The sequence below is a fragment of the Mesorhizobium sp. M0016 genome (assembly GCF_040324035.1).
Classification (GTDB): Bacteria; Pseudomonadota; Alphaproteobacteria; order Rhizobiales; family Rhizobiaceae; genus Mesorhizobium.
Map to the genome: position 1 here is coordinate 122930 of NZ_JAMYVM010000007.1, position 22475 is coordinate 145404.

A 22475-nucleotide genomic window follows, 5' to 3' on the forward strand; every position below is an offset into this window, starting at 1 on the left:
CCTAGGCCGACAGCGAGGCCAAGGAACAGCTTGGCGGCAAGATCGAGGGCGAAGGCGCGGACTGGGCGCCACACGTCTGAGCGGGGCTCTCTGAGGGCGTTGGCGATATCATCGAACACCGTTTCCATGGAATGATTCTAGATCGGAACTCCGGGAATGTGAATCCCCTGTTTGTTCCACTTTCGCCCCATTGGGCAACCTGCACGGTTCGCCCGAAACCGTGCAGGCAGCAAAGGTGGCTTAACGCACCACTCTTAAGCCACTCGACTCCAGCCACGCTAGTGCCGTCTCTGCAAAGGTCGCGCAATTGTCCAAAGGATCATTGTTTTCATAGAGCGTGGCTTGATAGGCTGCTGCTATGCCTTCAAAAATGGCGGTTAGAACTTGGTCGCGGCCTCTGGCAGCGTCAGCGGCCGGTTCAACAGTCATCTTTGGTGTTTCTGGGTGTTTGCCTTCCATGAGGAAGTCGAGGAGCGCCGACACCAGCCACTCGGCGCTGTCCCTGTCCAGTTCGAGGAAGGTTGTGTGGTCGTCATCGGTCACCAGTTCCAGTGCGCCTCGCAACGGATTCCGCGATACCACCGTCACGTCACTATCCTGATATTCGACAATTTTGGTCATCACTTTGCTCCATGTTTTTTAGTGGCCGCAACGCCGCCATGGGCGCGGAAGCCGGATTGTTGTTGTTTGGAGTTGTGCTTGGGCAGCCGTGCTGCTCGTTGTCTACGACGTAAGGGCTCCCCCATCGTCGGTTATCACGCGGCTTGATTTCCAAAGGTGCCCGGGCCGCTTCTCTCAAGGCACGCAGTGAAGGTACCTAACCCACTCGGGCAGTCAAGAGGGCGGAGGGGGCAAGCCATGCGGCTGGCACCAACCGCTAGCTAGGCTGCCTCGTTATTCTCACCCTTGGAACATTGTGGCCTCGAACACTTCGGGCGTTGCACTGCCCCATCAGTGCACGTTCCCTTGTTCTGTTGGAACTGGCCGGCTGCCGAAAGGAGGCCGGCTTTTTTGTATATAAGCGGAACCTGAAATTTGGGGGCTTTGTTGATAGAACGGCAGCGAGTGGGTGTTCGCTGCTGGTCGAGGTCCCGCAAGACTCGGCCGGGCTCGCGTCACCTCGCCGGGCGGTGCGAGCCCACAATCGCGGGCCATCCGGTCCGCTGCTTCAGCTTGGGCTTCATCAGAATGAAGGGCGACATGGTTCATCCGAATGTAGAAATTTGCGTTGGGGGGAGGTGAGAATGAGGCTACCAGGAAATGTGTTGGCTGGGAGAACGCCGAGGTGCAGTGCGGTCCGCGAAAGCGATCAATGAGGTTGAATACACAGAACGTGCCGCCAAGACAGCCAGGTTGAAATCGCTACGCTTGGCTCAGATCTTGCCAGAGGCCGACCCGCACTTTTCGTTCAACGAGGAACTCGACTGCTCGGTACTTGTCGCCGTGCTGGCTCGGGAACCGCATAATAATCCAAAGCGGCCCGAATCCCATTCTTTCCGGCGGCTGCCCCTGCGACGAGGCCTTTGATCTCCTCAAGCAGCGCCGTTAGGCTTTGTCAACAATCGGCTTTTTTCGCCGTGGCGACCCCACATGGCTCTCAACAACGCGCACGTGCTCGGCGTCGACAGTCACCAGTGGCCGCAGGCTGACGGTTACCTTGTCGCCGTCGATGCGCGTGACCGGGCCGACTAATTCCATATGCTGGCCGATCACGGCCTTCGAAGTCGAATCGACAACCGAATGCGGGAAGTCATAGGAGGGAATCGTCACGCTTATGCGATCGGGTATCACCCGGCCCGGGGCGGGTGCGGCGTCAAGGATGAGAGGTTGCTAATAAATGAGCGTCCGTGGCCTGAAGTTTCTCGACAAGTGGGTAGCCAAACAACTGCCCATTGTGGGGCGGGGAGACCCCATCTCGGTTGGCCACTTGAAAGACCAGTTGATGACAGCTGCCGAGAAGGCCGGCATTCCTGCCGACCAGATCAACCGCGAGCTTGAAAGCGTCTTCGAATTGATTATCGAAGTGAATCGTCGTGGCGCCGAAAGGGCGGACTTAGCCTGAAGGCTTCCCCGACGTGCCGGTCATGTTCTACATGCCGGACTGCCTGACAAGGGGCTCGCTTACCTAACCGGCCAGCGCCACGCCAATGCCATCTCAGAGCAAATGTAGATCGAAACCGCGAATCCGTGAATCCCCGGTTTGTTCTGGTCATGGCTTCTGCGCCGGTCCGGTCACACAGCGCTGGTGCGTTCACCCCTCCGGCTGGGTAGGTCCGGTTCTTGGTGCCGCTCTCGTTCTTTTTCGAGGAACAGCTTGGCGAGTTCGCCCCACTCAGGATGATCCGTGGTTTTATGCTCTTCTACGAACTCGAGGAAAGCCTTGCGCAAAGCGTCAAGGTCGAAAACCCCAAGATGCTCGCCCATACCGTCGTCCATGCCCGCGACTCTCAACGGTATTAGCTTGTCCTCTCGTTTGAGCCTTCAAGAGGGATTCCCTGCGTTTTGGCTTGGGAGCGCCTACATGGTTAATGGCGTGATTGCTAATATGACTATATCTAGGCAGCGCGGGGGCTCTATCTTCGCGCGCGGTGGCCGGTGCGGCCCCACACCCGAAGACTGCAGCGACCATTTCTGTGGATGGGTAGTGCTAGCCGATGCGACATCATGCTGCAGCGATATTTTAGAATCGGCTAATTGCGCAATCGCTAAATTAATGAAACGCGGAGGAATGTATTTTCCACAGTTTCTGGTCGGCATGTCTGCCACTGCGATCATTGTGGCGATCTGGACCTACATCGAAGCCGGTTCAATTTGGACCGCGCTCGGCTGTGCGGTCCTTGCGCTGATCGTTCTGCAAGTCGGGTACGCCGGGCTGGTCGTTTGCTTGATATACTGGCGATCATCGGAAGCGGCTGACTCGACTAGCCGAATTTCGGTCGCGGCTCAAGAGAACGTCGACGGCATCTGATAGCCCGCGATCGTCTCGGCACGGTCACGTGACCCTGGGGCAGCAGTTTTGCCTCGCAGTGCCGCCAGCAAGTGGGCCTACAACGTGTTTGCGGTGACAGACACCTACCCCGAGCTTCGGGCTGAAAGCCTTATCATTGATCCAGACGCGGAACTGGAGGACGGGTGCGTTGTGGTCGCCATGTTTGGAGGCGGTCATCCGCAAACCATGAGCTGGCGCAACAATCACGGGCGAGGCTATGGGGGCCGCTTTGCCGCCAAGGGAAGTCTGCACGAGACGTTCCTTCTCGATTCCATGGTGTGCGGACGAGGGCCATCTTCTTGCATTCGCATCCTCGGCCGGGTGTTCGGCTACCGGCGGCGCTTCCCGCGCTACAGAACCTGGAACGATCCAGTTTGCTTCTCGAATAATTTGGCTCGCTCCCTCACGGTGGCGGGCTTTTTTGTTGCTCAGCCCCAACGTCTCGACGCCGGGCTGCGGAACGCAAACGTCGTGATGTCGTCACGGGAAATCCCGATGTCGCTGAGCATGTCGTCTGGTGACTTGCTCAACTCGTCCGTCGCCTTCAACAGCGCCTTCTGCTCGGCTCGATGACGGACCCAATCGGCAAGGGGACCAACTGCGACAAGACGAAGATTCACAAGCATAGGAAGGTTCACAAGCATCGGGACCACTCCCTTTACCCCTGCAGGAAACTGCACGTAGCCTACGCCGATACGTCGATTCGTCCGTGACAAACCTCACAGTCCGATCCGACGGGGCAAAAACTCCCCGGATGCCTGACGGTGGCGGGCCTTTTATATATTAGCAATGCATAAAATTCGAGAAGGTTCATGGCATGGTTGTTAGCAAACTCGCTGCTATCGTGCGACGCAGGTCTCGGTGGATGGTGTGCTGGAATGCGCGGGGCTGGATGGATCAGGGGTCTGATGGAAGCTGACGCTCGCGATCTGCGGAGCGAGATCAGTCGGCTCCAAATAGACTTGATCGCTGCCGCCAACTCTCAGGGTAAATCCAGGCTGCATGACGTCGCGCACACACTGCGATGCCAGAAGGCGCGGCTGGAACGTCTGGAAGAGTGCCTCGCTTCAATGACGTCGAATGTCCGGCCAGAGGCATCTGCAACCCCGCCCCATGAAGGCCGGCCGTAAAAGGCAGCTCATCATTTCCGAAAGAGAACCCGCTGCCTCACGGTGGCGGGCTTTTTATTGCTCAGCCCCTTGCCGGCAGCGTCTTGTCCGTGTTGCGGCGGAAGGTCATGCGAAGCCGGAAATTTTTTTGCCAGGAATGGTCGCCTCCGCGCCGATCGCCGGCTCCCGAGGCAGATCATCACCAGCCGACTCCTGCAAAAGCAGATAGTTTGGGAGACTGTGTGCAGAAAGCGCACACGAAACTTCTTCTTCTCTTCCTTTTTTCGGTCTGGAACCTGCCATTAAAGCAACCTTCGATGATCGTGCCAATGTCGTTAGGAGCGCTGGGGAACGCATGGCACGCTGTGCAGGCGCGAACTGAGGCGGGGCGGCGGGCGCGGCCGCGAGCAGGAGACCCTGGCGGTCTTCGCCGCACGGGTCGGCGAAACCATGCCGCGTTATGAACTCGCCGGTGACGATTCCGAAGTCGGTGAGCGCACCATCGACTCCAGATCAACCCCCTGCACCGCAGGATCGAGCGCGATCCGTCCAATCCGGCCTGGCTGCAGACGGTGCGCGGTATTGGGGACAGGCACCACTGATCGCTATGTACGGCGCCATTTTCGGACGAACGTCTTTTTGATGATTGGGAGCGGTGGCGGTTCGGCGCTGATAATTGTTGGTGTCGCCGGTTTGTTGACGACAGCCGCAAACGGGAACGCCACGGCACCAACAATCAATCCAGCCGCCAACCAGGCAACTGTCGACCGGTAATCCTGTATCATAGCGCACCCTCAATAGGCAGATAGACTGCCAGTTCGGCACTAAGCAAAGATTACGTCGGTGCGCGCTTCGTGCAGCAAAGCGGACTGCCGAGGTTCAATTAAGCTGATCCAGGATTCCTGAGCTGCTCGCCACCACCCAACTCCCGTAAATCTGGAAACCGATAGCGCCAATCGCAGCTGCCGAAATTGGCACGCCAAAAGGAACGACGCCCTTCCTGTCCATATGCTGGACATAGACGCGAAACGCGCCCGCCGGCAGCAGGAACGGGTTTTTCATGACCGCCACCGTGGCGACGGCGAAAACCAATAGGAGCACCGAGAACATGGCGAGACCGCTTCCACCGGTCAGAAACGGGACGACCGCAATCAGCTTGACGTCTCCGGCTCCGACCTTGCGCAAAATCCAGAACGGGAAGAGCGCGACGAACAGCAAAATTCCGGCGATCACGCTCAATCCCATATCCCACCACGATCGGCTTGCTATGGAAACAAGCTGAAGCGATCCCAGCCCGAGACACAAAAGCAGCAGCACATGACGGTTGGATATCTTCTGGGACGAGAAGTCTATCCAGGCGACCCATGCCAGCAGAGGGATCGCAAACGCCTTCAGCAGCAGCGAAGCGGCAAACAACATACAGGCGCTCTACCGTTCGACGTTCTGCACGCTGGACGATAGCAGCTTCAGATTGTTGACCACGGTCGGATCATTGGGCGCCAGTTCGTAGGCCTTGAGGAAATTGCTGCGCGCGTCCTGCAGCTTGCCGCGCAGCAGATAGGAATAGCCGATATTGTTGTAATATTCGGGCGTCGCACCCAACAGCTTGAAGGCCCGGCCATAGGCCCGATCGGCAAGGTCGAAGCGATGGATCCGGTCGCAGGAGGCGGCCAGTCCCATCCAGGCGCCACCATCATTGCGGGCAAGCTGCGTCGCCTTGAAGAACAGGGCGCCGGCATTGCCGTAATTTTCCGCGCGGAACTGGTTCTTGGCCTCGGCAACAGCCTGATCCGAGGCATAATATTCGACGTCACCAACTGTCTTCAATCCGTCGAAAGCGTCGCCAAATGACGTCAAGTCGCCTTTCGACGGCTCGTTGGTTCGAACGACACCGTCCGCCCCGTTCGTCTGGCAGCCGGCAAGTGCCGCCATGAACAGGCAGGCCACGACTGCAATTGGCCTTTTCATACAATCTCCCCGTGAGTCCCCCGACCCATATTAGGACCAAAGCATGTGCGCAACTAGAAGAAAATCCCCTTCATGCGAATGACCACCGGCAGCATGATTACCATCATCACCACAGGAAAGATGCAGAGTCCCAGTGGGATCATCATTTTGACAGGCAAGGAATTGGCGCGCTCTTCCGCCTGCAGAATCCTCTGGCTGCGCATCTCCGCGCTGTAGACGCGCAGGGCGTCGGTAAGGCTGGTGCCGAGTTCTTCCGATTGACGGAACAGGACAGCCAGTGCCCGCGCCTCGTCAAGTCCGATGCGATCGGAGAGTTCGCGTAGCGCTTCCCGCAAGGGTTTGCCGGCGCGCAGTTGCAAATTCATGATCGACAGCTGTATTCCCAGCCATTTGTGGGTGGCGGCCATTTCATGGCTGACGCGTTCGACCGCCCCCTCCAGGCTCATGCCGGCATCGGCGCAGGTGATCATCATATCCATGAAGTCGGGGAAGGCTCGACGATAGATCTGTTTCTGGCTGTTCTCGAAACGGTCGAGCAGAATGGCGGGAATTACCATGCAGGCCAGGCCGAAGAGGGCAGAGCCAGCAAGGGTGATAAAACCTGGCAGGTGCGGCGGCAGAACCCGTGACAGGAGTGCATACATTGCCAGAAAACCGACGCAGACTGCGACAAGACGGGATAGCGTATAAATCAGCGGCGCGCTTGATTGGTAAAAGCCGGCGCGAAACAGCTTCGCTTCCAAGGCGTTTGGCTCTTCCCGCTCCCTCTCGATCGATTTGAAGTAGGCATCGACCGGCCGTTGCGCCGCAAGCTTGGCAAGCTGGTCTTGTCCGAGCATCGATCGGCGGTCTGTAATCCTTTCGCCCATCAGGCTCTGCGCAACGAGCTTTCGTGTCTGCAGAGCCGGCAAGAAGACAAGCGCACCGAACAGGAAGAAGGACACCGCCGCCACAAAGACGGCAATAGACACCAAGAAGCCCAGGTCCTGAATGTTCGAAAACAATTTCTTTCGTCGCCCCCAGTCAAAAATCGAAAGTAACCATCCGGTACATGATGAAGTCGCCAAGCAGCGCCCACAACCCAAAAAGCAGGAATACCGGGAAGATGAGCGGGTCGCCCCAGACGGCGCCGTAATAGGCTGGGGAAAGGATTTGAAGCGTGAAGAACATCACAATAGGAAACAAGGAGATGATCCACGCGGAGACACGACCTTCGGCCGAAAGCGCCCTGATTTTCATTCGCAATTTCTGCCGTTCACGCATAACCGAGGAAAGATTGGCCAGAATTTCAGTAAGATTGCCACCCGTCTTGGCCTGGATCGACAGCGATACCGACAGCAGCTGAAGGCCCTCGAAGCCCACACGCTGCGAAAGCTTTCGCACGGCCTGCTCGATGCTGAGACCAAAGGTGATCTCGTCGGAGACGATGCCGAACTCGGTGCCGAGCGGATCGGGCATTTCGCGCGCGACCAGACCGATCGCGACCGAAGCAGGGTGTCCGGCCCGCAGCGAGCGAACAATCATGTCGAGTGCATCCGGCAGCTGTTTAGCGAACTTCCGGATTCGTTTGTTGCGGGCACGCCGGAGGACGAGAAGCGGCAGGACAAGCCCTATGACCAGAAAGATAATGAGCGATGCCAAGGCGGAAAAATTGAAGAGAACCAGCAGCAACGCCATCGCCAGCCCTGCAAGCAGAAATGTTGCGGCGAAGGTCAACGGATTTCCGGTAATGCCGGACTGGGTATAGAGCCTGTTCAGCCAGACCATTCCAAAAAGAAAGTCGCCGGATTCAGTGAGACCGCGCTCTCGCAGCAACCCCTGTAGCGTTTGTTCGGCCGGAACGTCGCCAGCGAGTCGCTTCAGCCGGCGATTGACTGCCATAGACCGGGAGCGGCGGCCGGCAAAGGAAAGATAAAGGGCTTCACCGGCGAGAATGACCGAGGCCGCCGCCAGCATATAGATGAAATACAGCAGAGCTTGACCCGTTAGCATCAGAGGGCAACCTGCGGGTTGAAGGCGTCCTTGGCAAAATGGTACCCCAGGGTTGCGGCCTCCGGAGCGAACCGCGGGCGGACGCCGGTTGCGCGAAAGTCTCCGATGACCTTGCCCTCGGCTGTGACCTCACGGCGGACGAAATGATAGATTTCCTGAAGCTGGACGACATTACCCTCCATGCCAGTCAGCTCCGATATGGAGGTGACACGCCGGCCGCCGTCCGAAAGACGCTGTGTCTGGACGATGATGTCAATGGCGGAGGCAATCTGCGCCCGGATTGAATCATGCGTCATCGGCATGCCGGCCATGCCGACCATCTGTTCAAGCCGCGAGATCGCGTCGCGCGGCGTGTTGGCATGGATGGTGGTCATCGACCCCTCATGGCCGGTGTTCATCGCCTGCAGCATGTCGAAGGCTTCCTCGCCGCGCACCTCGCCGACGATGATGCGGTCCGGCCGCATGCGCAACGCGTTCTTCAGCAATTCGCGCTGGCGCACCTCGCCCTTGCCCTCGACATTGGGGGGGCGCGTCTCCAGCCGGCCGACATGCGGCTGCTGCAGCTGCAACTCGGCCGCATCCTCGATGGTGATCAGTCGTTCCTTCGATGGTATGTAACTCGACAGCGCATTGAGCAAGGTGGTCTTGCCGCTGCCGGTGCCGCCCGAAACCAGGATCGATTTGCGCGCCTGGACGGCGATCCGTAGCAGCTCGATCATCGGCGGCCGGATCGAATTAAATGCCATCAAACGCTCGAGCGAATAAGGGTTCTTGGAGAATTTGCGGATCGATACCAGCGGACCGTCCACCGAGATCGGCCGCACCGCGATGTTGACGCGCGAGCCGTCCGCCAGGCGGGCGTCAACCATCGGCGACGATTCATCGACACGCCTGCCGATAGCCGAAACGATCTTGTTGATGACGCGCAGCAGATGCGCCTCGTCACGAAACCGGATGGCCGTCTCTTCAACCAGGCCACGCCGCTCAATGAAGACACGCTTGTGGGTATTGATCAGGATGTCGGTAATGGAGTCGTCCTTGAGCAGCGGCTCGATCGGCCCGAGCCCGAGCATCTCGTCGGCCGTGTCACTGGTCAACTGGTCGAGTTCACGCGCATTCAGCGGCACACTTCGGCCGCGCACGAATTCGCGCACAATCGGCCGAATTTCGTTCAGGATCTCATCTTTCGATGCCGTTTCAAGCGCGGCAAGATTGAACCGGTCGATCAGGTGACTGTGGATCTCGACCTTGAGCGTCAGGAAATCGTCGCCGCGGGATTCAACATCAGCGGCCGGCGAAAGGGCCGGAGCGGCAGGCAGCACCGTCGGCTGCTCCGCCCTTACCGCGGCCTGCTGCTCGCTTGGTCCCTTGATAAACCGCCCCAGCATAATCCCTTATACCCCGCTAGCCCTTATTAGCGGAAACTAACCGTTAACCAAGCGAGGCACAAGCGCTGGAGGGTCTCACGTGAGGCCAATGCTTTCAACATAGTTAAGGAGGACGCCAGAAAAATATCGTTTTATTTCGACGCCGCGCGCTTAGCCCTCTCCCAAACTTCCGGCTCACGGGACCTTTCAATACCGCAACAAATGAGATGCGGGTGAAAGATCCCCGTAAACCGTTAGATATAAAGGAATATGCAGTTTTGCTAATACGACTGTCGTTTTGCGTTGGCTGCGGCCAAATTGTGAACGAATGGTTAAGGACGGTTGAAAATCCAGCCGAATCAAGCTCTTGTTATAATTCAAATGGCTCTTGCGTTCGCAAGTTCAGGTATTGGAAGGTTAAGGAACCGTTAATCCGTTTGACTCTGCTTTTTCGTGCGACCTAGGATCGAGGTGACGGGGGATGCTTGGGTATGGGGTTCATCCTTGGCTCTGTCTCGTCGGGTTCCAACCTCCACAGGGAGAAATTGACATGAAGAAGCTCATGACGATGACCCGGCAGTTCCGCGACGACGAAAACGGCGCTGCCATGGTCGAATATTCCATCCTCATCGGCATCATCGCCGTGGCATCGATCCTGACTGTCCTCGCCATCGGCGGATGGGTGAACGGTCGTTTCTCGGCGCTCTGCACCGCCCTCGACGGGCACCCGACTGGCACCTGCAACGCGGCCGCCGGCACAGGCAGCTGATCGCCTGACTACATTCAGGCCCGGATCGTTCGAGCCGGGCCTGAATCCGATCGCAGCGGGCGAATCCCGCATCGGGGCTTGGGGCTTGGGACATGCGCGCCAACACGCTTATCATGATCGTACTCGCTGGCGTATTCGGCGTGCTGGCGGTGGTTCTTGTAAACTTCTGGCTGGCCAGTCAGCGTAGCGCGCTGGCTGAGGCTAATGGCCTGCAGCGCGACACTGTGGTGGTAGCCGCAGTGTCTTTGAAATTCGGCGATACGCTGTCGGCTGACAAGTTGCGCGAAATCGCGTGGCCGGCTGGCGCGGTTCCGGCCGGTGCCTTCAGGACAACGAAAGAGATTTTGGCCGGCGAAGCTCCGAAGCAGGCACTGCAGGCGATCGGCGCCAACGAGCCCGTACTTTCCTCCAAGGTCACCGGCCCAGGCCAGCGCGCCACACTTTCGGCGGTGCTTGGTGAGGGCATGAAAGCCGTTTCCATCAGGGTCAATGATGTGCTCGGGGTAGCTGGTTTCGTTTTCCCCGGAGACCGGGTCGATGTGCTGCTGACGCGCACGGTGCGCGGCGATGGCGGCGCGGACCAGAGTTTTGTCGACGTGCTGCTGCAGAGCATGAAGGTGCTCGCCATCGACCAGGTGGCGGATGAAAGCAAGGACAGCCCGACGGTTGTGAAGTCGGTGACGCTAGAGGCCAGCACCAAGGACGCCCAGAAGCTGACATTAGCGGCCGGGGCAGGCCAATTGTCGCTGGCCCTTCGCCAGGCTGCCGCAAGCAAAGGCGAGGCGACCGAACGCGTGACATTGTCTGACCTGAGCGGCGAGACGCCTGCGGATGTCGCGAAGAGGCAGGCCGAACTCGATAAGCAGGCGGCGGTCGACGCTGCGGCCGCGGCTGAGCGCAAGCGCGCCGACGACACGATTGCCGGATTGACCCAGGCGGTGGACAGAGTGGGAAGCCGCCTCGACGAGTTGGGCAAAGTGAAGCCGGCTCCGGCCGTGGCGTCCGCGCCGGAAGTCCGGGAAGTCGTTAAGGAAGTGGTAAAATACGTACAGCCGGAACCGCCGAAGAATGTTACAGTGGGCGTGTTTCGCGGCGTGAAGCTCGAATCCTACGATGTGCCGCGACAACCATAGCAGACACGCGGCAATCGAGGGCTGCCGGCGGCAGTGATTGGGGAGATAGGATGCAGGGGATTTGGGCTAGGATGGGGGCGGCCGCGTTGTCCGGTCTGGCTGCGCTGGTGCTATCGGGCCTTGCGGCCGATGCGGCTGACCGTTTCATCGACGTGTCGAACCCCAGCGTCCATCGCGTCTTCCTGCCGATGTCACAGTCGGTGACGCTCCAGGTGAGCGCCAATCTCGGCGATATCGTCGTCGGCGACGAAAAGATCGCCGATGCCCAGCCGATGACCGACCGGACGCTTTATGTCATAGGCAAGAGCGCCGGCACCACCACGGTCAATCTCTTCTCCCCGGAAAAGCGTTCGCTGGGCGTCGTCCAGATCGAAGTCGGTGTCGATGTCAGCGACATGGCGCAGGCGATCCGTCAGGTGGCGCCTCGGGCGCGCATCGAGATCGGTTCGATCAACGGCAAGGTGAGGCTTGGCGGCCATGTCAAGGACGGCGCCACGCTGGCATCGATCCTTGAGGTGGTGCAGCAATATGGCCCCGACGCCATCATAAATTCCGTCATCGTCGACGACAGCCAGCAGGTGAATCTCGAGGTGCGTGTGCTCGAGGCAAAGCGCAATACCGGGCGCGACCTCGGTGTGTCGATCAGGAGCACAAACGGTAGCGGCACGTCACGCACCGGAACCGGCATTGCCGCTGTCGACGAAGACGATGTGGTGCTTGGACCGGGCGGTCTGCTTAGCGGTCTACTGTCGAACAGTAGTCCCTTCGCGGCGCTGATCACCCGCGTCATCGACAGCAACATCAAGGTCGACCTGATCATTGAAGCGCTTGAGGCCAAGGGGGCTGTGCGCACGCTGGCTGAGCCCAATCTCACCACGCTGTCCGGTGAGCCGGCCAGCTTCAACGCCGGGGGCGAAGTGCCTATCCGTGTCGTCGGCACCGATGGTGAGGTAACCATCACGTACAAGCAATTCGGCGTCAATCTGCTGTTCACGCCGGTCGTACTCGACGACGGCAAGATCCATATGAAGCTGGCGCCGGAGGTGAGCGACCTGACCGGTTTCACCACCGCCGGCGACCCGATCTTCACCAACCGCAAGCTGGCGACCGTCGTCGAACTGCGCGACGGCCAGAGTTTCGCTGTCGGCGGGTTGTTGTCCAGCAAGACCACCAAGCTGCAGAACCAGGTGCCGTGGCTCGGCCAGGTTCCGGTCATCGGCTCACTGTTCCGCAATTCGAGCAACCAGAAGGAAGAGACCGAACTCGTCGTGATCGTCACGCCGCATATCGTCCGGCCGGTGAAACCCGGCGAGCAACTGGCGACGCCTTTCGACAAGACGAGGCCGGCCAACGATCCGGAGTTCTTCATCCTCGGTCAGCTCGAGGTGAACAAGGATATGATCCGCAAATATGAAACAGGAGACGGTGTGACCGGCCCCTATGGCCACATGCTGGACTTCAAATCGAAGGACAAGATGCTCTATGTCAAGAAATAGCGCCTTGGTCCTGTTGCTGTGCGCCGGTGCGCTATCGGGCTGCGCCGCCGACTATCTGAACCACTACGATTCGGTGACCCTGGCCGCCGGCGATACGCAGAAATACAATTCGCTGCTGCAGGCGGTCGATCCGTTCAATCCGAACGCGAAGAACACACATATCGAAGGCGACGGCGCCCGAGCAGCCGCTGTTGCACAGGGCTACAAATTTCCACCGCCACCACCGCCACCGCCTGCGATAACGGTGAATGTCGGCGGGCCGGGTGTGACCAACGGAGCGAATTGAACAGAAGGATGCGGTCGCACTGCGCCGGGTGAGCGAGGGACCTGGTGCAAGGAAGCAGAGAGTAAGGTCATGTTGGGGACCATTAGGGCGTTCTGGGACGATCAACGCGGCATAGCGATGATCCTTGTCGCAATCATGCTGCCTGTGATCGTTGGTTTTGCGTTGCTTGTGATCGACATGAGCCGGGCGAACAGTCTGCACAACGACTTGCAGAAGGGCGCCGATGCTTTCGCGTTGGCCACCGCAGCGGAGCTCGATGGCAAGTCGGACGCGATCACCCGCGGCAATAACGCCCTCGCAACGCTTGTCTTCAACACGTACCGTTTCGCTGAGCCAGCTGCCGGCGATCCGCCTGGCGCGGAAGCGCTAGCAGCAGCTGGAGTGACATGGCGCTACCTGAGTAGCCTCCCAACTAATGACAGCGATCCCATCGTTCCCGCGAATGTGACTACCGATCCGACCGCAGCCAAATTCGTTGAGGTGACCGTCACACCGGTTGGTTTCGCGGCAATGTTCCCCGCCACTTTTGTCGGTAGCTCAACAAACGGCTTCGATATCGGTGCGGTTTCGGTCGCAGGCTTCAAGAGTGCCGTATGCCACTTCACCCCAGTATTTATGTGCAACCCGTACGAACTCGCACCGGGCGGCGTAACCCTGCAGCAAGCCGCAGCCGATCGGAACCTGCGCCGCCGACTGATCGAACTCCGCAAAGTCGGGAATGGCGCCGCCGCCGGGCCGGGCAATTTCGGTTTCCTGGAGCCTCCCCAAGGCATCGGCAACGGTGCGCAGGCGCTCGCCCAAACCATTGCGACATCAAATCCGATAGGCTGCTACGGAAACAACAACGTCACCACCAAAACCGGGCAGAACGCTGGCCCAGTACAGGACGCATTCAACGTCCGGTTTGGCATAAGGACGACCGGCGGTCACTTCAACACTGCAGAATACGGTCCTGCCGCCAACGTCCGAAAGGGCGCCCTAAAGACTCAGGGAGGCGCGGGCCAGTGCCCCAGCTTTAACCAGTTGACCTTCAATCTGCCCGGCACTCAGGGGCTGCCTCGGGATGCCGGGCAGATCAATTCTCGGCTAGGTGACGGGAACTGGGATCTAAACACTTACTGGAGCACCAATTTCGGAGCCGCCGCCAAGCCGGCCAGTTGGGCAACAACCAAGCCGACACGCTATGAGGTCTATCGCTACGAGATTTCGGCAGGCCTTGTTGGAACCGCATCGACCGGAGGGGAGAGGGGAACGCCTGTGAATTCGTGTCAAGCCCCGATAACGACAGTCGACCGCAGGTTACTCTATGGGGCAATTCTCAACTGCCAAGCTCTTTCAGCATTGGGCAATGACCTGTCTGGCCACAGCGAGAATCTTCCCGTCGAATCGTTCGCCAGCTTCTTCCTGACCGAGCCTGTCCTATCGGCATCGGACGATGCCTCCGTCATGGTCGAGTTGGTCGACATCGCCGCAGGCGGACAGGGAACGCTCGACAATTTCGTGCGTGACGAACCGCAGCTTTACAGGTGATGTGATGCTGACTTCGCTGAGGTCTATTTTACGCAGTTTTGGCCTCGAGGAGCGAGGCACGGTTCTCGTCGAAATGACCTTGATCACGCCATTGATGATCAGCCTTTCGGCGGGCGTCTTCGAGTTCGGCAATCTTCTCCATCAAAAGCTGCTAATCGAAGCTGGCCTCAATGACGGGGCTCGCTACGCCGCACGCTGTAATCAAACGTTTAACACGGCGCTCAACTGTGTCACCTATGCGCGGAACATCGCCGCCACAGGATCGTACAACTGTGGTGGAAATTGCAATGTTGCAAGCCGGGTCACCGGTTGGCTGCCGGCGGCTGTCACGGTCGATCTCAATCACCTCGTCATACCGGTGACTATCGACCCCAATACTGGCTTGGCCAACTACCACAGCGCGACAGCCAATGTCCGGGTAGTGCGACTTGAGACCTCTTTCACATATACCGGCGCCTCCCTTCTCACTTTTCTCGGCCTGGGGCCTGTTACCTTTTCCGCCGCCCACGAAGAACGTTACAACGGGTGGTGAAATGCGCGCATTAGCCCTGTTCAGGAAAGATGAGACTGGCGCTGTGATGGTGGAGTTCGCCATCAGCATGACCCTGCTCCTGACACTTACCCTCGGCTTCGTAGACTTTGGATATGCATGGTACCAATGGAATGCCGCGACCAAAGCCGTCGAGATCGGCGCACGCCTAGCGTCGATTTCGACGCCGATTGCGCCAACGATTGCGGCAGCAGGAACCGCGACGACGCCAGGCGATCCGATTCCCGTCGGCAACTACGACTACACGTGCAATGGCGCCACCAGCGTGTGCAGTTGCTCCGGTTCGGGATGCGTGGCCGGAACTTTTACTGCCGCCAACTTCAATCGCATTTTTCGAGGCGACGCGACGGGCGCGGGCACCTGCCCGCCGCTTAGTGCGGGACGACGGCCAGGCATGTGTCATTTCTTTCCAATGCTCCAGCCAGCCAATGTGATCGTCAGATATACGGCCACCGGGCTTGGTTACCAGACCCGCCCAGGCGGACCGGTACCGACAATCACCGTCAGCTTGCAGAACGTGACCTTCCAGTTCTTCTTCCTCGGCGGACTGCTAGGTTTCGACAATCTCACCATGCCCTCGATGCTGAGCACGGTTACGGGCGAAGACATGAAGAGTAGCTACCCATGAACGCCATCAACACCAAGGTTACACCGACCAAACGCAAGCAGGTCGCCCTGTTCTCGTCGGATGCGAATTTCAAGCGCGATGTGGCGACGCGGCTCGACGCGCTGGCGATCTATGATGTCCGGATTTCCGAGACCGGTGACTTCCTTAAAGGGCCGCCCGCGGACACGCGCCCCGGCATCGTCATCCTCGACCTCGGCAATGGCGAGTTGCTCGGCAGGCCGGGCATCGTCGAACTGCGCGCCCTTTGGGCAACCGTGCCGCTTATCGCGGTCTCGGACGAACTGTCGTCGGAGCAGACGCGTGTGCTGGTGCGCATGAACGCTTCGGACTGGCTGCACAAGCCGCTCGACGGCAAGGAACTGCTCAATGCGGTGACCTTCCACGACACCGGCAACCAGGGAACCAAAAGCCGTATCATCACCTTCATCAGTGCGAGCGGCGGCGCCGGCGCGACGACGCTCGCTCTCTCGGCGGCCGAATTCCTGTCATCGAAGTCGAAAGAGCGGGCGGCTTCCACCTGTCTGGTCGACCTAGATTTCCAGAGCGCCAATTGCGGCGCCTATCTCAACCAGTTCAACCAGTTCGACCTCGGCGGCATCATCGGCCAGCCGGAGAGGCTCGACGTCGAGCTGATGGATGTCATCAAGCTCTCGCGCCCGTCCGGGCTGACGCTCTATTCCTTCGAGAGGCCGCAATTGCCTTTCGAACCGCAGGGCAGTGATTTTGTCTTCCGGCTGCTGGACCTCGTCGCCTACCGGTTTGACGACATCGTCATCGACCTGCCGAACATCGAGACGCCTTGGCACAATTCCGTGCTGTCGACGAGCGATGAGATATTCATCGTCTTCGAACTCAACGTCGCCTCGCTGCGGCAAGGCAAACGGCTCTACAAGAAGATCCGTGAGTTGCGCGGCAATGCTGTCAGCATCACGCTGGTCGCCAACAAGCACAAGCGCAAATGGTTCGGCAACCATTTTTCGCGCAGCGAACTCGAAAAGATCTTCAAGGCGCCTCACATCAAGTCGGTCGCGCTGGACAATGCGCTTCTCACCGATGCGTTGAACCGTGCTATCCTGCCTGCCGAGGTGGATGGGCGTGCGCGCTTCAACAAGGACCTCAAGCGGATGTTCAAAGAGCGGCTCGATGACGCTGCCAAATAGGGGGCGGCCAAATAGGTATCGGATTGGCCCGGGATTGGCCGTCATGAGCATTGCGCTGATGATGTTGGTCCAGGATTTCGCCAGCGCACGATCGGCACTTTCGGATCGGCCGCCGCTGCCGGCAATGGGACCCAGCCTGCGCAAGACTGTTGCCTTCGAGACGACAGAACAGCCCGGAACAATCGTTATCCGCAAGGGCGAGAAAGCGCTTTATCTGGTGACCCGACAAGGCCAGGCGCTTCGCTATCAGATCAGCGTCGGACGCGACGGATTTGGCTGGACCGGGGTCGTCAAGGTGGGGGCGAAGACCGAATGGCCGGAATGGCGCCCACCCCGCGAAATGCGCGCCCGCCAGCCGGACCTGCCGCAAATGGTGCCTGCCGGTCCATACAATCCACTCGGCGCCAGGGCGCTCTATCTGCTTCGGAACGGGCGTGACACGCTCTATCGGATACACGGAACCAACGATCCCAAGGGTGTTGGCTTCGATGGAACATCGGGGTGTTTTCGCCTTACCAACACCGATGTGATCGATCTCTTCAGGCGCGTCGCGATCGGCGCAAAGGTGGTGGTTCAATGACGATGATCAGCGAACCGGACATGCCGGCAATCGAGATTGGGACAGCAACCCACATTGGAGAGCAAGCTGCCGTTGTGAAACCGAGCGACAAAAGCATTGTCGGCGCCGTCATCATCGGCACGTCCCTGCTCACCTTGGTGAACATAATAGCCGCGGTCTATCTCTACCGCGGCATCAGCGATATGCGCTTTCTGGAAGGGCGCCTGGAACAACTCGGGACGTTTGAACAACGAATCGGCAGCCAGTTGGATACGGTCAACAACGGTTTTCAGAGCCGATTTGAAAAACTGGACAGTCAGCTGCAGAGCAGCTTTGGCGAAATCAACCGGAGCATGGCCCGGCTGGCACAGAACCAGCCTCTTGCACGTGACGAAGTCATGTCGAGCCCAACGGAACCTTCGATGGTCGCGACCGGCAGCATGGCGGAGGCGCCTGCTGTTCTCGATGGTGAAGACGCGACCGAGCCCAGCGTCGTCGATACACCGCGTCCGCCCAAAAGGAGGATTGCAGCTGCAGCGCCTGCCCCAAGCCCCGACTACCAGCGCATAGAGCAGGCCGACGGCAAGGTTTACTACCGGAAGATCAACTAACGCCGGAAAAAGGTGGGGCTATCCTAGAGATCTCGCTGCAGAGCAACGAGCCTAGCGGCCAGCGCTTCGGACCGCTCTCGGGTTTCGCTGAGGAAGATGACATGGCAGTAGGCGCATGCCGTCAGGCCCAGAAACAGCACAAGACTGTTCTTCAAGGTGAAATCGACCGTTAGTTGGAACGGAAGGCCGCCGGGTACCGTGAAAGAGGCGATCGTGCTGGCTGTTTCGGAATGGCTGGTGACAGCGATCATCAACCCGGCGAAAAGCAGGGCGACGTGGTTGGCAAGGAAGAAGAACGCGGCCGACCTTCTTGTGCGGCACGCCATCCAGCAAGCGGTCGACGCGGCGGCCAGCATCAAGGCATCAAGGACCATCGATGACCCGAGATAAAGATCGACCTGTTGCCAGAACATCGTCGACAGCGGCCTTAGTTCAAGCCAGATCCGCCACATTGCGGGACTGGCCGGATATGCTCCCAGCAAGAAAGTCGCCATGCGCTCCCCTGCCAAGATCAGCAGGATCAGAGCTGGGAAGGCAAAGAGCATTATCGACTTGCGCTTCATGTCACCTCGACAAACTGGCGACAAGATAGCTTGCAGAGATTGAGCGAGGCTTAACGGAGCGTTGGTGGTGCCGCGGCAGCGCAGCCAGCGGCGCAAGCCAGCTGCATATCAGAAAGCGCCATGCGCCATTAGTTGTTTTGGCTGAGCACGAGCGTCACCACCTTCGGCTCGACCCGGTGCAAACATCGTTCAGGAATATTGGGCCACATCGCCTTGGCACATCCCTCGTCGTCCTTTGGCGTTAAGGCAATCCAGCGTTTTGAGTTACGGGCTTCCTCGCCGGTCGTAAGGAAGACCTGTGTAGCCAGCGCGGTCGCCATGGATACCTGGACGAGGATAAGAGCGTAAGCGAAACTTCTGATCATCCGCTCGCAACGCCGAATTCGCGAACTGGTTCCAATGGCCTGGCCACCGGGTAACCACGATCGCGATTCTTGGCTCCTCGCAGTGAATTTTGCCATTCAATACCGGCGGATGTTGAACGAAGTACGCGTCTTGTCCTTGGCCGCCTTTCCAGAATACGACGCGTACTCGCGAAAGGTGCCGATGCTCGTCCCTTTTTCGCGAAGGTTGACGCTAGCCGCGCATTGATGGCCAGCAGTCGGGGTCGGTTCCGGTAGCGCGCGCGCCGGCATTCATCGCTGATCCGGTGCCGCTTGAACGTCCGCTCTTGACACCCTTGAAACTAGAGGCCCCCGAATTCGCCTCCGAATGTCAGTAATTACGAGAGCGCTTCGGGCAATCCCGGAAAGAGCAATCCCACTTCAATCGCGATTACCGCGAGGACTTGGAGCAGGACGATGCGAGCGAGGCTGGAGCGGAACGGCTCCTTGCGCGTCTTGTGCCGGATCGTCTTTTGCGCGATCACAGTCCCGATGCTACCGCCAATGATGGCGAGTGTAAGAAGCGTCGACTCTGGAATGCGTTGGGCACCGTTTCTGGCCATAGCCTTGTCGAACGACATGGTGGCGTAAGCCAGCAAGTTTACCGCGACAGCGTAGCCGATGACCCCGATTGCAAACTGCCCCGGCATGCGCTCCTCCACCTTCGGGCCAGTATAACCTAAGCCCGCTAAATCATCGGATGGCAACGGGCCCATCTAAATGGGCTATCTGAGACGTCGTCATGGTGACACGAAGTGACCGATGAGCCTGTCGAGTTCATCCTGCGTCGGGCGCCTGTCGCGCTGATGGCCTTTCCAACCACGCGAAGCCTCTTCAGGGCAATACGCGCGAGATCAACCGGTTCGACCTTGACGGGCAGACCGTGCACCGCAGCGGCATGAGCCAGAATGAGTGTTACAAAGCCAATGTCGATGCCGAGCGTCATCGGTCCGGCACCTTGGGCGGCCCGGTCGCGACCAAAACGAATGAGCCGTTCGCGATCAAGGGCAGCTAGGTTGCACTTCCCAAATGCCGTTGGAGCATATCGAGGGCCGCGGCCTTGGAGCGGCGAGGGGACTTGCCTACATCGCACATGTCGTCGATATGAAGGTTTATCAGTTCGCCGAAGGTTTTAAGGCGCGCTATGCGGGACTTGGTCGGCGTCTCACCTCGATCGACCTGGCGCTCGGTTTCGGTGGCCCAACGCCGGGCGTCGTCTCGGCGCAGGAAGGTCTCGCTGACGTAGCGACCTTTGCGGCGGACTTGCACACGCCAGGAGCCGGACGAGAGTTTTGTGTAGGTGGCCATTTTTTCGTGTGCGCTCCGTGTGCACTGAGAGATCGAAACGTGGCGAAAAGGGTCGTATTCTGGCGTAAATTCGCGTGCACTCGGGCTGCTCTAACGATTTGATGTTAAAGAAAAAATGCTGAAAAATCAAGATCATAGACTGGCTATTGCACCCATGATGGACTGGACCGACCGGCATTGCCGGTTCTTCCACCGCCAGTTGACGCAGCGTGCGCTGCTCTACACCGAAATGGTGGTGGCGGACGCTGTCATCCATGGCGCGCGCGAGCGGCTGCTTGGTTTTGACGAGACCGAACATCCGGTGGCACTGCAGCTCGGCGGCTCCGATCCGCAAAAGCTGGCCGAGGCGGCGCGCATCGGCGAGGGCTTCGGTTACGACGAAATCAATCTCAATGTCGGCTGTCCGTCCGACCGCGTCCAGTCCGGCACGTTCGGCGCCTGCCTGATGAAAGTGCCTGACCTCGTCGCCAATTGTGTGGCGGCGATGAAGGCGGCGGTGAAAATCCCGGTGACGGTCAAATGCCGCATCGGCGTCGACGAGCAGGATCCGGAGCCCGCGCTCGACGCGCTGGCCGACGGCGTTTTCGCGGCCGGCGCCGACGCGCTGTGGGTGCATGCGCGCAAGGCCTGGCTGGAGGGGCTGAGCCCGAAGGAAAATCGCGACATCCCGCCGCTCGACTATGACAGGGTCTATCGCCTCAAGGCGGGAAAATCGAACAAATTCATCGGCATCAATGGCGGCGTTCAATCGCTCGAAGAGGCGGCTCGCCACCTCGATCATGTCGATGGCGCCATGCTTGGCCGCGCCGCCTACCACACGCCAGGCATCCTGGCCGGCATCGACGCGGCATTCTACGGCGGCAAGGCCGGCACCTACGATTTTGCCGCGCTGATCGACGCGATGGCCGACTATGCGGCGCGGCATATCGAGCAGGGCGGGCGGCTCGGCCACGTCACTCGCCACATGGTCGGGCTGTTCCACGGCCTGCCCGGCGCGCGCCGCTTCCGGCAGATACTGTCCACCGACGCGACGAAACCCGGCGCCGGACCGGATGTGCTGAAGGCAGCGTTCGCTGCCGTCGATTTCGACCGTGTTGAAAAGGCCGCTTAAGCAGTTCAGTCGCGCAGAATCATCCGGTCGCCGCGCACGTCGAAACCCGACAGGGAACCGATGAAGTTCATGCCGAGCAGGCTCTGGCTGAGCGCGCCGGGCGCGGCGACCATCACCTGCATGTTCTTGCGCACGATGCCGCCGATCGCCAGTTCGTCGGTGCGCACCGAAGCGGCGCGTGCCATGCCATTGGCGGTCGAGACCGGGACGGTGAAGCTCAGCGCGGCCGGATTGAAGCCGGCCGCCTGCGCGTCTTCGGCGGTGAGCACTGTACTGGTCGCGCCGGTATCGACGACGGTGCGGATCGGCGCGCCGTTGATCGTGATGCGGGCCTCGAAATGGCCGCTGTCGGCCTTGTCCAGGGTCACGGTGGCATGGCCGTCCTCGACGCCGAGCGCCAGCGGGCTGCCGGGAACGAGGCCCGCCGTCACCCGGCTGGCGAAATCCTGCAACTCGTAGCGGTACTGGTAGCCGGCGACGAGCGCCAGCACGATCAGGGCCCACGTGCCGAGATTGCGGGCCATGACGCCGAGCGGCCTGCCGGACCGGACAAGGCCGGCGCTGACCAGCAAGCCGATCGCCCCCAGCCAGACCAGACGGCTGAAATCGTAATTCTCGATGCCGAACGTGCTGCCGGCGTCGTTGTTGATCATCAGCAGCACCAGCCCGAGGCCGATTGCCGCCATCACGATCCAGAACAGTCGGTTCATTGGACCTGCCGTTTCAAGAGAGGACGTCGCGCTCGCGCGCCATGCGGCTGCGGCGTGTTTCCCGGCGCGGCCGGCGCTCGACCGTTTCCAATCGGGCCGGCAACTCGGCCATGACGCTGCGGCGTACCTCCGGCGTCATCCCCATCCAGGCGCCGATTTCATCGCGCGTGCGGCCGCAGCCGAAGCAGAAGCCGGTTTTCATGTCGATCGAACAGACCAGGATGCACGGGGATTCGATGGCCGTCATGACTTT

At 59.6% G+C, this 22475-nt stretch carries 30 protein-coding genes and 1 pseudogene; 15 read left to right on the forward strand and 16 right to left on the reverse strand.

Annotation, left to right across the window (positions count from 1 at the left end):
* Positions 1 to 240 precede the first annotated feature (240 nt).
* Together NKJ88_RS13010 and NKJ88_RS13015 are read right to left on the reverse strand one after the other, a co-directional pair.
* The gene (locus tag NKJ88_RS13010; RefSeq protein WP_352444229.1) at positions 241 to 621 is read right to left on the reverse strand and encodes a hypothetical protein; all 381 of its coding nucleotides are present in this window, start codon (positions 619 to 621) and stop codon (positions 241 to 243) included.
* A 924-nt stretch (positions 622 to 1545) separates the two neighbouring features.
* Complete coding sequence (locus NKJ88_RS13015) at positions 1546 to 1770, reverse strand: hypothetical protein (RefSeq protein ID WP_352444231.1); 225 nt, start codon at positions 1768 to 1770, stop codon at positions 1546 to 1548.
* A 67-nt stretch (positions 1771 to 1837) separates the two neighbouring features.
* On the opposite strand from NKJ88_RS13015, the gene NKJ88_RS13020 reads away from it, so the two are divergent.
* Positions 1838 to 2062, forward strand: coding sequence for a hypothetical protein (locus NKJ88_RS13020; protein WP_352444233.1), 225 nt, complete (start codon positions 1838 to 1840; stop codon positions 2060 to 2062).
* Positions 2063 to 2232: 170 nt separating this feature from the next.
* Here NKJ88_RS13020 and NKJ88_RS13025 read toward each other — a convergent pair whose 3' ends face one another.
* Positions 2233 to 2436, reverse strand: coding sequence for a hypothetical protein (locus NKJ88_RS13025; protein WP_352444235.1), 204 nt, complete (start codon positions 2434 to 2436; stop codon positions 2233 to 2235).
* A gap of 85 nt (positions 2437 to 2521) precedes the next feature.
* Here NKJ88_RS13025 and NKJ88_RS13030 point away from each other — a divergent pair, with 85 nt between their 5' ends.
* Both NKJ88_RS13030 and NKJ88_RS13035 read left to right on the forward strand, forming a co-directional pair.
* Positions 2522 to 2968: an exopolysaccharide production repressor protein gene (locus NKJ88_RS13030; protein WP_352444236.1), complete on the forward strand. Its 447-nt coding sequence runs from the start codon at positions 2522 to 2524 to the stop codon at positions 2966 to 2968.
* Positions 2969 to 3061: 93 nt separating this feature from the next.
* On the forward strand, positions 3062 to 3562 hold the full coding sequence (locus NKJ88_RS13035; protein ID WP_155923321.1) for a hypothetical protein: 501 nt from the start codon (positions 3062 to 3064) through the stop codon (positions 3560 to 3562).
* Positions 3563 to 4224: 662 nt separating this feature from the next.
* Here NKJ88_RS13035 and NKJ88_RS13040 read toward each other — a convergent pair.
* Positions 4225 to 4401, reverse strand: coding sequence for a hypothetical protein (locus tag NKJ88_RS13040; protein WP_196813631.1), 177 nt, complete (start codon positions 4399 to 4401; stop codon positions 4225 to 4227).
* 60 nt (positions 4402 to 4461) lie between these two features.
* Between NKJ88_RS13040 and NKJ88_RS13045 the strand changes: the two are divergent.
* Positions 4462 to 4700, forward strand: a pseudogene (locus NKJ88_RS13045) (winged helix-turn-helix domain-containing protein); the annotation flags it as partial.
* Positions 4701 to 4977: 277 nt separating this feature from the next.
* On the opposite strand, the gene NKJ88_RS13050 reads toward NKJ88_RS13045, so the two are convergent.
* Genes NKJ88_RS13050 through NKJ88_RS13070 form a run of 5 tightly spaced genes read right to left on the reverse strand, consistent with a single transcriptional unit; the run spans position 4978 to position 9446 of the window.
* Complete coding sequence (locus NKJ88_RS13050) at positions 4978 to 5517, reverse strand: prepilin peptidase (RefSeq protein WP_023824901.1); 540 nt, start codon at positions 5515 to 5517, stop codon at positions 4978 to 4980.
* A 9-nt stretch (positions 5518 to 5526) separates the two neighbouring features.
* Positions 5527 to 6066, reverse strand: coding sequence for a tetratricopeptide repeat protein (locus NKJ88_RS13055; protein WP_023734681.1), 540 nt, complete (start codon positions 6064 to 6066; stop codon positions 5527 to 5529).
* Between the two features lie 53 nt (positions 6067 to 6119).
* The gene (locus tag NKJ88_RS13060) at positions 6120 to 7070 is read right to left on the reverse strand and encodes a type II secretion system F family protein (RefSeq protein WP_023734682.1); all 951 of its coding nucleotides are present in this window, start codon (positions 7068 to 7070) and stop codon (positions 6120 to 6122) included.
* Between the two features lie 19 nt (positions 7071 to 7089).
* Complete coding sequence (locus NKJ88_RS13065) at positions 7090 to 8058, reverse strand: type II secretion system F family protein (protein ID WP_023734683.1); 969 nt, start codon at positions 8056 to 8058, stop codon at positions 7090 to 7092.
* Positions 8058 to 9446 carry a TadA family conjugal transfer-associated ATPase gene (locus NKJ88_RS13070; protein ID WP_352444239.1) on the reverse strand — a complete coding sequence of 463 codons (1389 nt, stop codon included), beginning with the start codon at positions 9444 to 9446 and terminating at the stop codon, positions 8058 to 8060. The genes NKJ88_RS13065 and NKJ88_RS13070 overlap by 1 nt, the downstream gene beginning before the upstream one ends.
* Positions 9447 to 9975: 529 nt before the next feature.
* On the opposite strand from NKJ88_RS13070, the gene NKJ88_RS13075 reads away from it, so the two are divergent.
* The 10 genes from NKJ88_RS13075 (at position 9976) to NKJ88_RS13120 (ending at position 18147) form a co-directional block, all read left to right on the forward strand.
* Positions 9976 to 10194 carry a Flp family type IVb pilin gene (locus tag NKJ88_RS13075; RefSeq protein WP_023824902.1) on the forward strand — a complete coding sequence of 73 codons (219 nt, stop codon included), beginning with the start codon at positions 9976 to 9978 and terminating at the stop codon, positions 10192 to 10194.
* A gap of 92 nt (positions 10195 to 10286) precedes the next feature.
* Entirely contained in the window at positions 10287 to 11327 is a 1041-nt protein-coding gene (gene cpaB / locus NKJ88_RS13080) for a Flp pilus assembly protein CpaB (protein ID WP_023824903.1), read from the forward strand.
* Between the two features lie 50 nt (positions 11328 to 11377).
* Positions 11378 to 12823, forward strand: a complete 1446-nt coding sequence (locus NKJ88_RS13085) for a type II and III secretion system protein family protein (RefSeq protein ID WP_023824904.1) — start codon at positions 11378 to 11380, stop codon at positions 12821 to 12823.
* Complete coding sequence (locus NKJ88_RS13090; protein WP_023824905.1) at positions 12810 to 13109, forward strand: hypothetical protein; 300 nt, start codon at positions 12810 to 12812, stop codon at positions 13107 to 13109. Before NKJ88_RS13085 ends, NKJ88_RS13090 begins: the two co-directional genes overlap by 14 nt.
* Positions 13110 to 13178: 69 nt before the next feature.
* Positions 13179 to 14639, forward strand: a complete 1461-nt coding sequence (locus tag NKJ88_RS13095) for a pilus assembly protein TadG-related protein (protein ID WP_023824906.1) — start codon at positions 13179 to 13181, stop codon at positions 14637 to 14639.
* Positions 14640 to 14643: 4 nt separating this feature from the next.
* A complete protein-coding gene (locus NKJ88_RS13100) occupies positions 14644 to 15171 on the forward strand; it encodes a TadE/TadG family type IV pilus assembly protein (protein ID WP_023824907.1) in 528 nt (175 codons plus the stop codon).
* Between the two features lies 1 nt (position 15172).
* Positions 15173 to 15817 carry a TadE/TadG family type IV pilus assembly protein gene (locus tag NKJ88_RS13105; RefSeq protein ID WP_023824908.1) on the forward strand — a complete coding sequence of 215 codons (645 nt, stop codon included), beginning with the start codon at positions 15173 to 15175 and terminating at the stop codon, positions 15815 to 15817.
* Positions 15814 to 16977 carry a CpaE/TadZ family protein gene (locus NKJ88_RS13110; protein ID WP_352444243.1) on the forward strand — a complete coding sequence of 388 codons (1164 nt, stop codon included), beginning with the start codon at positions 15814 to 15816 and terminating at the stop codon, positions 16975 to 16977. The genes NKJ88_RS13105 and NKJ88_RS13110 overlap by 4 nt, the downstream gene beginning before the upstream one ends.
* Positions 16961 to 17557 carry a L,D-transpeptidase gene (locus NKJ88_RS13115; RefSeq protein WP_352444245.1) on the forward strand — a complete coding sequence of 199 codons (597 nt, stop codon included), beginning with the start codon at positions 16961 to 16963 and terminating at the stop codon, positions 17555 to 17557. The genes NKJ88_RS13110 and NKJ88_RS13115 overlap by 17 nt, the downstream gene beginning before the upstream one ends.
* The gene (locus NKJ88_RS13120; protein WP_352444247.1) at positions 17554 to 18147 is read left to right on the forward strand and encodes a hypothetical protein; all 594 of its coding nucleotides are present in this window, start codon (positions 17554 to 17556) and stop codon (positions 18145 to 18147) included. Before NKJ88_RS13115 ends, NKJ88_RS13120 begins: the two co-directional genes overlap by 4 nt.
* Positions 18148 to 18170: 23 nt before the next feature.
* Here NKJ88_RS13120 and NKJ88_RS13125 read toward each other — a convergent pair whose 3' ends face one another.
* The 5 genes from NKJ88_RS13125 to NKJ88_RS13145 all read right to left on the reverse strand — a co-directional run bounded on the left by NKJ88_RS13125 (position 18171) and on the right by NKJ88_RS13145 (position 20401).
* Positions 18171 to 18710 carry a hypothetical protein gene (locus tag NKJ88_RS13125; RefSeq protein WP_352444248.1) on the reverse strand — a complete coding sequence of 180 codons (540 nt, stop codon included), beginning with the start codon at positions 18708 to 18710 and terminating at the stop codon, positions 18171 to 18173.
* A gap of 128 nt (positions 18711 to 18838) precedes the next feature.
* Positions 18839 to 19030, reverse strand: coding sequence for a hypothetical protein (locus NKJ88_RS13130; protein WP_352444250.1), 192 nt, complete (start codon positions 19028 to 19030; stop codon positions 18839 to 18841).
* A gap of 401 nt (positions 19031 to 19431) precedes the next feature.
* Positions 19432 to 19743 carry a DUF1294 domain-containing protein gene (locus tag NKJ88_RS13135; RefSeq protein WP_352444252.1) on the reverse strand — a complete coding sequence of 104 codons (312 nt, stop codon included), beginning with the start codon at positions 19741 to 19743 and terminating at the stop codon, positions 19432 to 19434.
* Positions 19744 to 19781: 38 nt separating this feature from the next.
* Entirely contained in the window at positions 19782 to 20039 is a 258-nt protein-coding gene (locus NKJ88_RS13140) for a hypothetical protein (protein WP_352444254.1), read from the reverse strand.
* 65 nt (positions 20040 to 20104) lie between these two features.
* Positions 20105 to 20401: a hypothetical protein gene (locus NKJ88_RS13145; RefSeq protein WP_352444256.1), complete on the reverse strand. Its 297-nt coding sequence runs from the start codon at positions 20399 to 20401 to the stop codon at positions 20105 to 20107.
* Between the two features lie 115 nt (positions 20402 to 20516).
* Here NKJ88_RS13145 and dusA point away from each other — a divergent pair, with 115 nt between their 5' ends.
* Positions 20517 to 21512 (forward strand): tRNA dihydrouridine(20/20a) synthase DusA, encoded by a 996-nt coding sequence (gene dusA, locus NKJ88_RS13150; RefSeq protein WP_352444258.1) that lies wholly within the window; start codon positions 20517 to 20519, stop codon positions 21510 to 21512.
* Positions 21513 to 21517: 5 nt separating this feature from the next.
* On the opposite strand, the gene NKJ88_RS13155 is transcribed toward dusA, so the two are convergent.
* Positions 21518 to 22222 (reverse strand): TIGR02281 family clan AA aspartic protease, encoded by a 705-nt coding sequence (locus tag NKJ88_RS13155; RefSeq protein ID WP_023726599.1) that lies wholly within the window; start codon positions 22220 to 22222, stop codon positions 21518 to 21520.
* A 13-nt stretch (positions 22223 to 22235) separates the two neighbouring features.
* Positions 22236 to 22469 carry a DUF1289 domain-containing protein gene (locus tag NKJ88_RS13160; protein ID WP_023824914.1) on the reverse strand — a complete coding sequence of 78 codons (234 nt, stop codon included), beginning with the start codon at positions 22467 to 22469 and terminating at the stop codon, positions 22236 to 22238.
* Between the last annotated feature and the right edge of the window lie 6 nt (positions 22470 to 22475).

Bases quoted from the DNA above. Each gene is read 5' to 3' on its own strand.
- NKJ88_RS13145 (WP_352444256.1), bottom strand. From the start codon at position 20,401: ATGGCCACCTACACAAAACTCTCGTCCGGCTCCTGGCGTGTGCAAGTC.
- dusA (WP_352444258.1), top strand. From the start codon at position 20,517: ATGCTGAAAAATCAAGATCATAGACTGGCTATTGCACCCATGATGGAC.
- NKJ88_RS13050 (WP_023824901.1), bottom strand. From the start codon at position 5,517: ATGTTGTTTGCCGCTTCGCTGCTGCTGAAGGCGTTTGCGATCCCTCTG.
- NKJ88_RS13040 (WP_196813631.1), bottom strand. From the start codon at position 4,401: ATGGCAGGTTCCAGACCGAAAAAAGGAAGAGAAGAAGAAGTTTCGTGT.
- NKJ88_RS13105 (WP_023824908.1), top strand. From the start codon at position 15,173: ATGCGCGCATTAGCCCTGTTCAGGAAAGATGAGACTGGCGCTGTGATG.
- NKJ88_RS13085 (WP_023824904.1), top strand. From the start codon at position 11,378: ATGCAGGGGATTTGGGCTAGGATGGGGGCGGCCGCGTTGTCCGGTCTG.
- cpaB (WP_023824903.1), top strand. From the start codon at position 10,287: ATGCGCGCCAACACGCTTATCATGATCGTACTCGCTGGCGTATTCGGC.
- NKJ88_RS13070 (WP_352444239.1), bottom strand. From the start codon at position 9,446: ATGCTGGGGCGGTTTATCAAGGGACCAAGCGAGCAGCAGGCCGCGGTA.
- NKJ88_RS13030 (WP_352444236.1), top strand. From the start codon at position 2,522: ATGGTTAATGGCGTGATTGCTAATATGACTATATCTAGGCAGCGCGGG.
- NKJ88_RS13155 (WP_023726599.1), bottom strand. From the start codon at position 22,222: ATGAACCGACTGTTCTGGATCGTGATGGCGGCAATCGGCCTCGGGCTG.
- NKJ88_RS13025 (WP_352444235.1), bottom strand. From the start codon at position 2,436: ATGGACGACGGTATGGGCGAGCATCTTGGGGTTTTCGACCTTGACGCT.
- NKJ88_RS13135 (WP_352444252.1), bottom strand. From the start codon at position 19,743: ATGCCGGGGCAGTTTGCAATCGGGGTCATCGGCTACGCTGTCGCGGTA.
- NKJ88_RS13140 (WP_352444254.1), bottom strand. From the start codon at position 20,039: ATGACGCTCGGCATCGACATTGGCTTTGTAACACTCATTCTGGCTCAT.
- NKJ88_RS13130 (WP_352444250.1), bottom strand. From the start codon at position 19,030: ATGGCGACCGCGCTGGCTACACAGGTCTTCCTTACGACCGGCGAGGAA.
- NKJ88_RS13020 (WP_352444233.1), top strand. From the start codon at position 1,838: ATGAGCGTCCGTGGCCTGAAGTTTCTCGACAAGTGGGTAGCCAAACAA.
- NKJ88_RS13095 (WP_023824906.1), top strand. From the start codon at position 13,179: ATGTTGGGGACCATTAGGGCGTTCTGGGACGATCAACGCGGCATAGCG.
- NKJ88_RS13065 (WP_023734683.1), bottom strand. From the start codon at position 8,058: ATGCTAACGGGTCAAGCTCTGCTGTATTTCATCTATATGCTGGCGGCG.
- NKJ88_RS13055 (WP_023734681.1), bottom strand. From the start codon at position 6,066: ATGAAAAGGCCAATTGCAGTCGTGGCCTGCCTGTTCATGGCGGCACTT.
- NKJ88_RS13075 (WP_023824902.1), top strand. From the start codon at position 9,976: ATGAAGAAGCTCATGACGATGACCCGGCAGTTCCGCGACGACGAAAAC.
- NKJ88_RS13160 (WP_023824914.1), bottom strand. From the start codon at position 22,469: ATGACGGCCATCGAATCCCCGTGCATCCTGGTCTGTTCGATCGACATG.
- NKJ88_RS13115 (WP_352444245.1), top strand. From the start codon at position 16,961: ATGACGCTGCCAAATAGGGGGCGGCCAAATAGGTATCGGATTGGCCCG.
- NKJ88_RS13090 (WP_023824905.1), top strand. From the start codon at position 12,810: ATGTCAAGAAATAGCGCCTTGGTCCTGTTGCTGTGCGCCGGTGCGCTA.
- NKJ88_RS13120 (WP_352444247.1), top strand. From the start codon at position 17,554: ATGACGATGATCAGCGAACCGGACATGCCGGCAATCGAGATTGGGACA.
- NKJ88_RS13100 (WP_023824907.1), top strand. From the start codon at position 14,644: ATGCTGACTTCGCTGAGGTCTATTTTACGCAGTTTTGGCCTCGAGGAG.
- NKJ88_RS13125 (WP_352444248.1), bottom strand. From the start codon at position 18,710: ATGAAGCGCAAGTCGATAATGCTCTTTGCCTTCCCAGCTCTGATCCTG.
- NKJ88_RS13010 (WP_352444229.1), bottom strand. From the start codon at position 621: ATGACCAAAATTGTCGAATATCAGGATAGTGACGTGACGGTGGTATCG.
- NKJ88_RS13110 (WP_352444243.1), top strand. From the start codon at position 15,814: ATGAACGCCATCAACACCAAGGTTACACCGACCAAACGCAAGCAGGTC.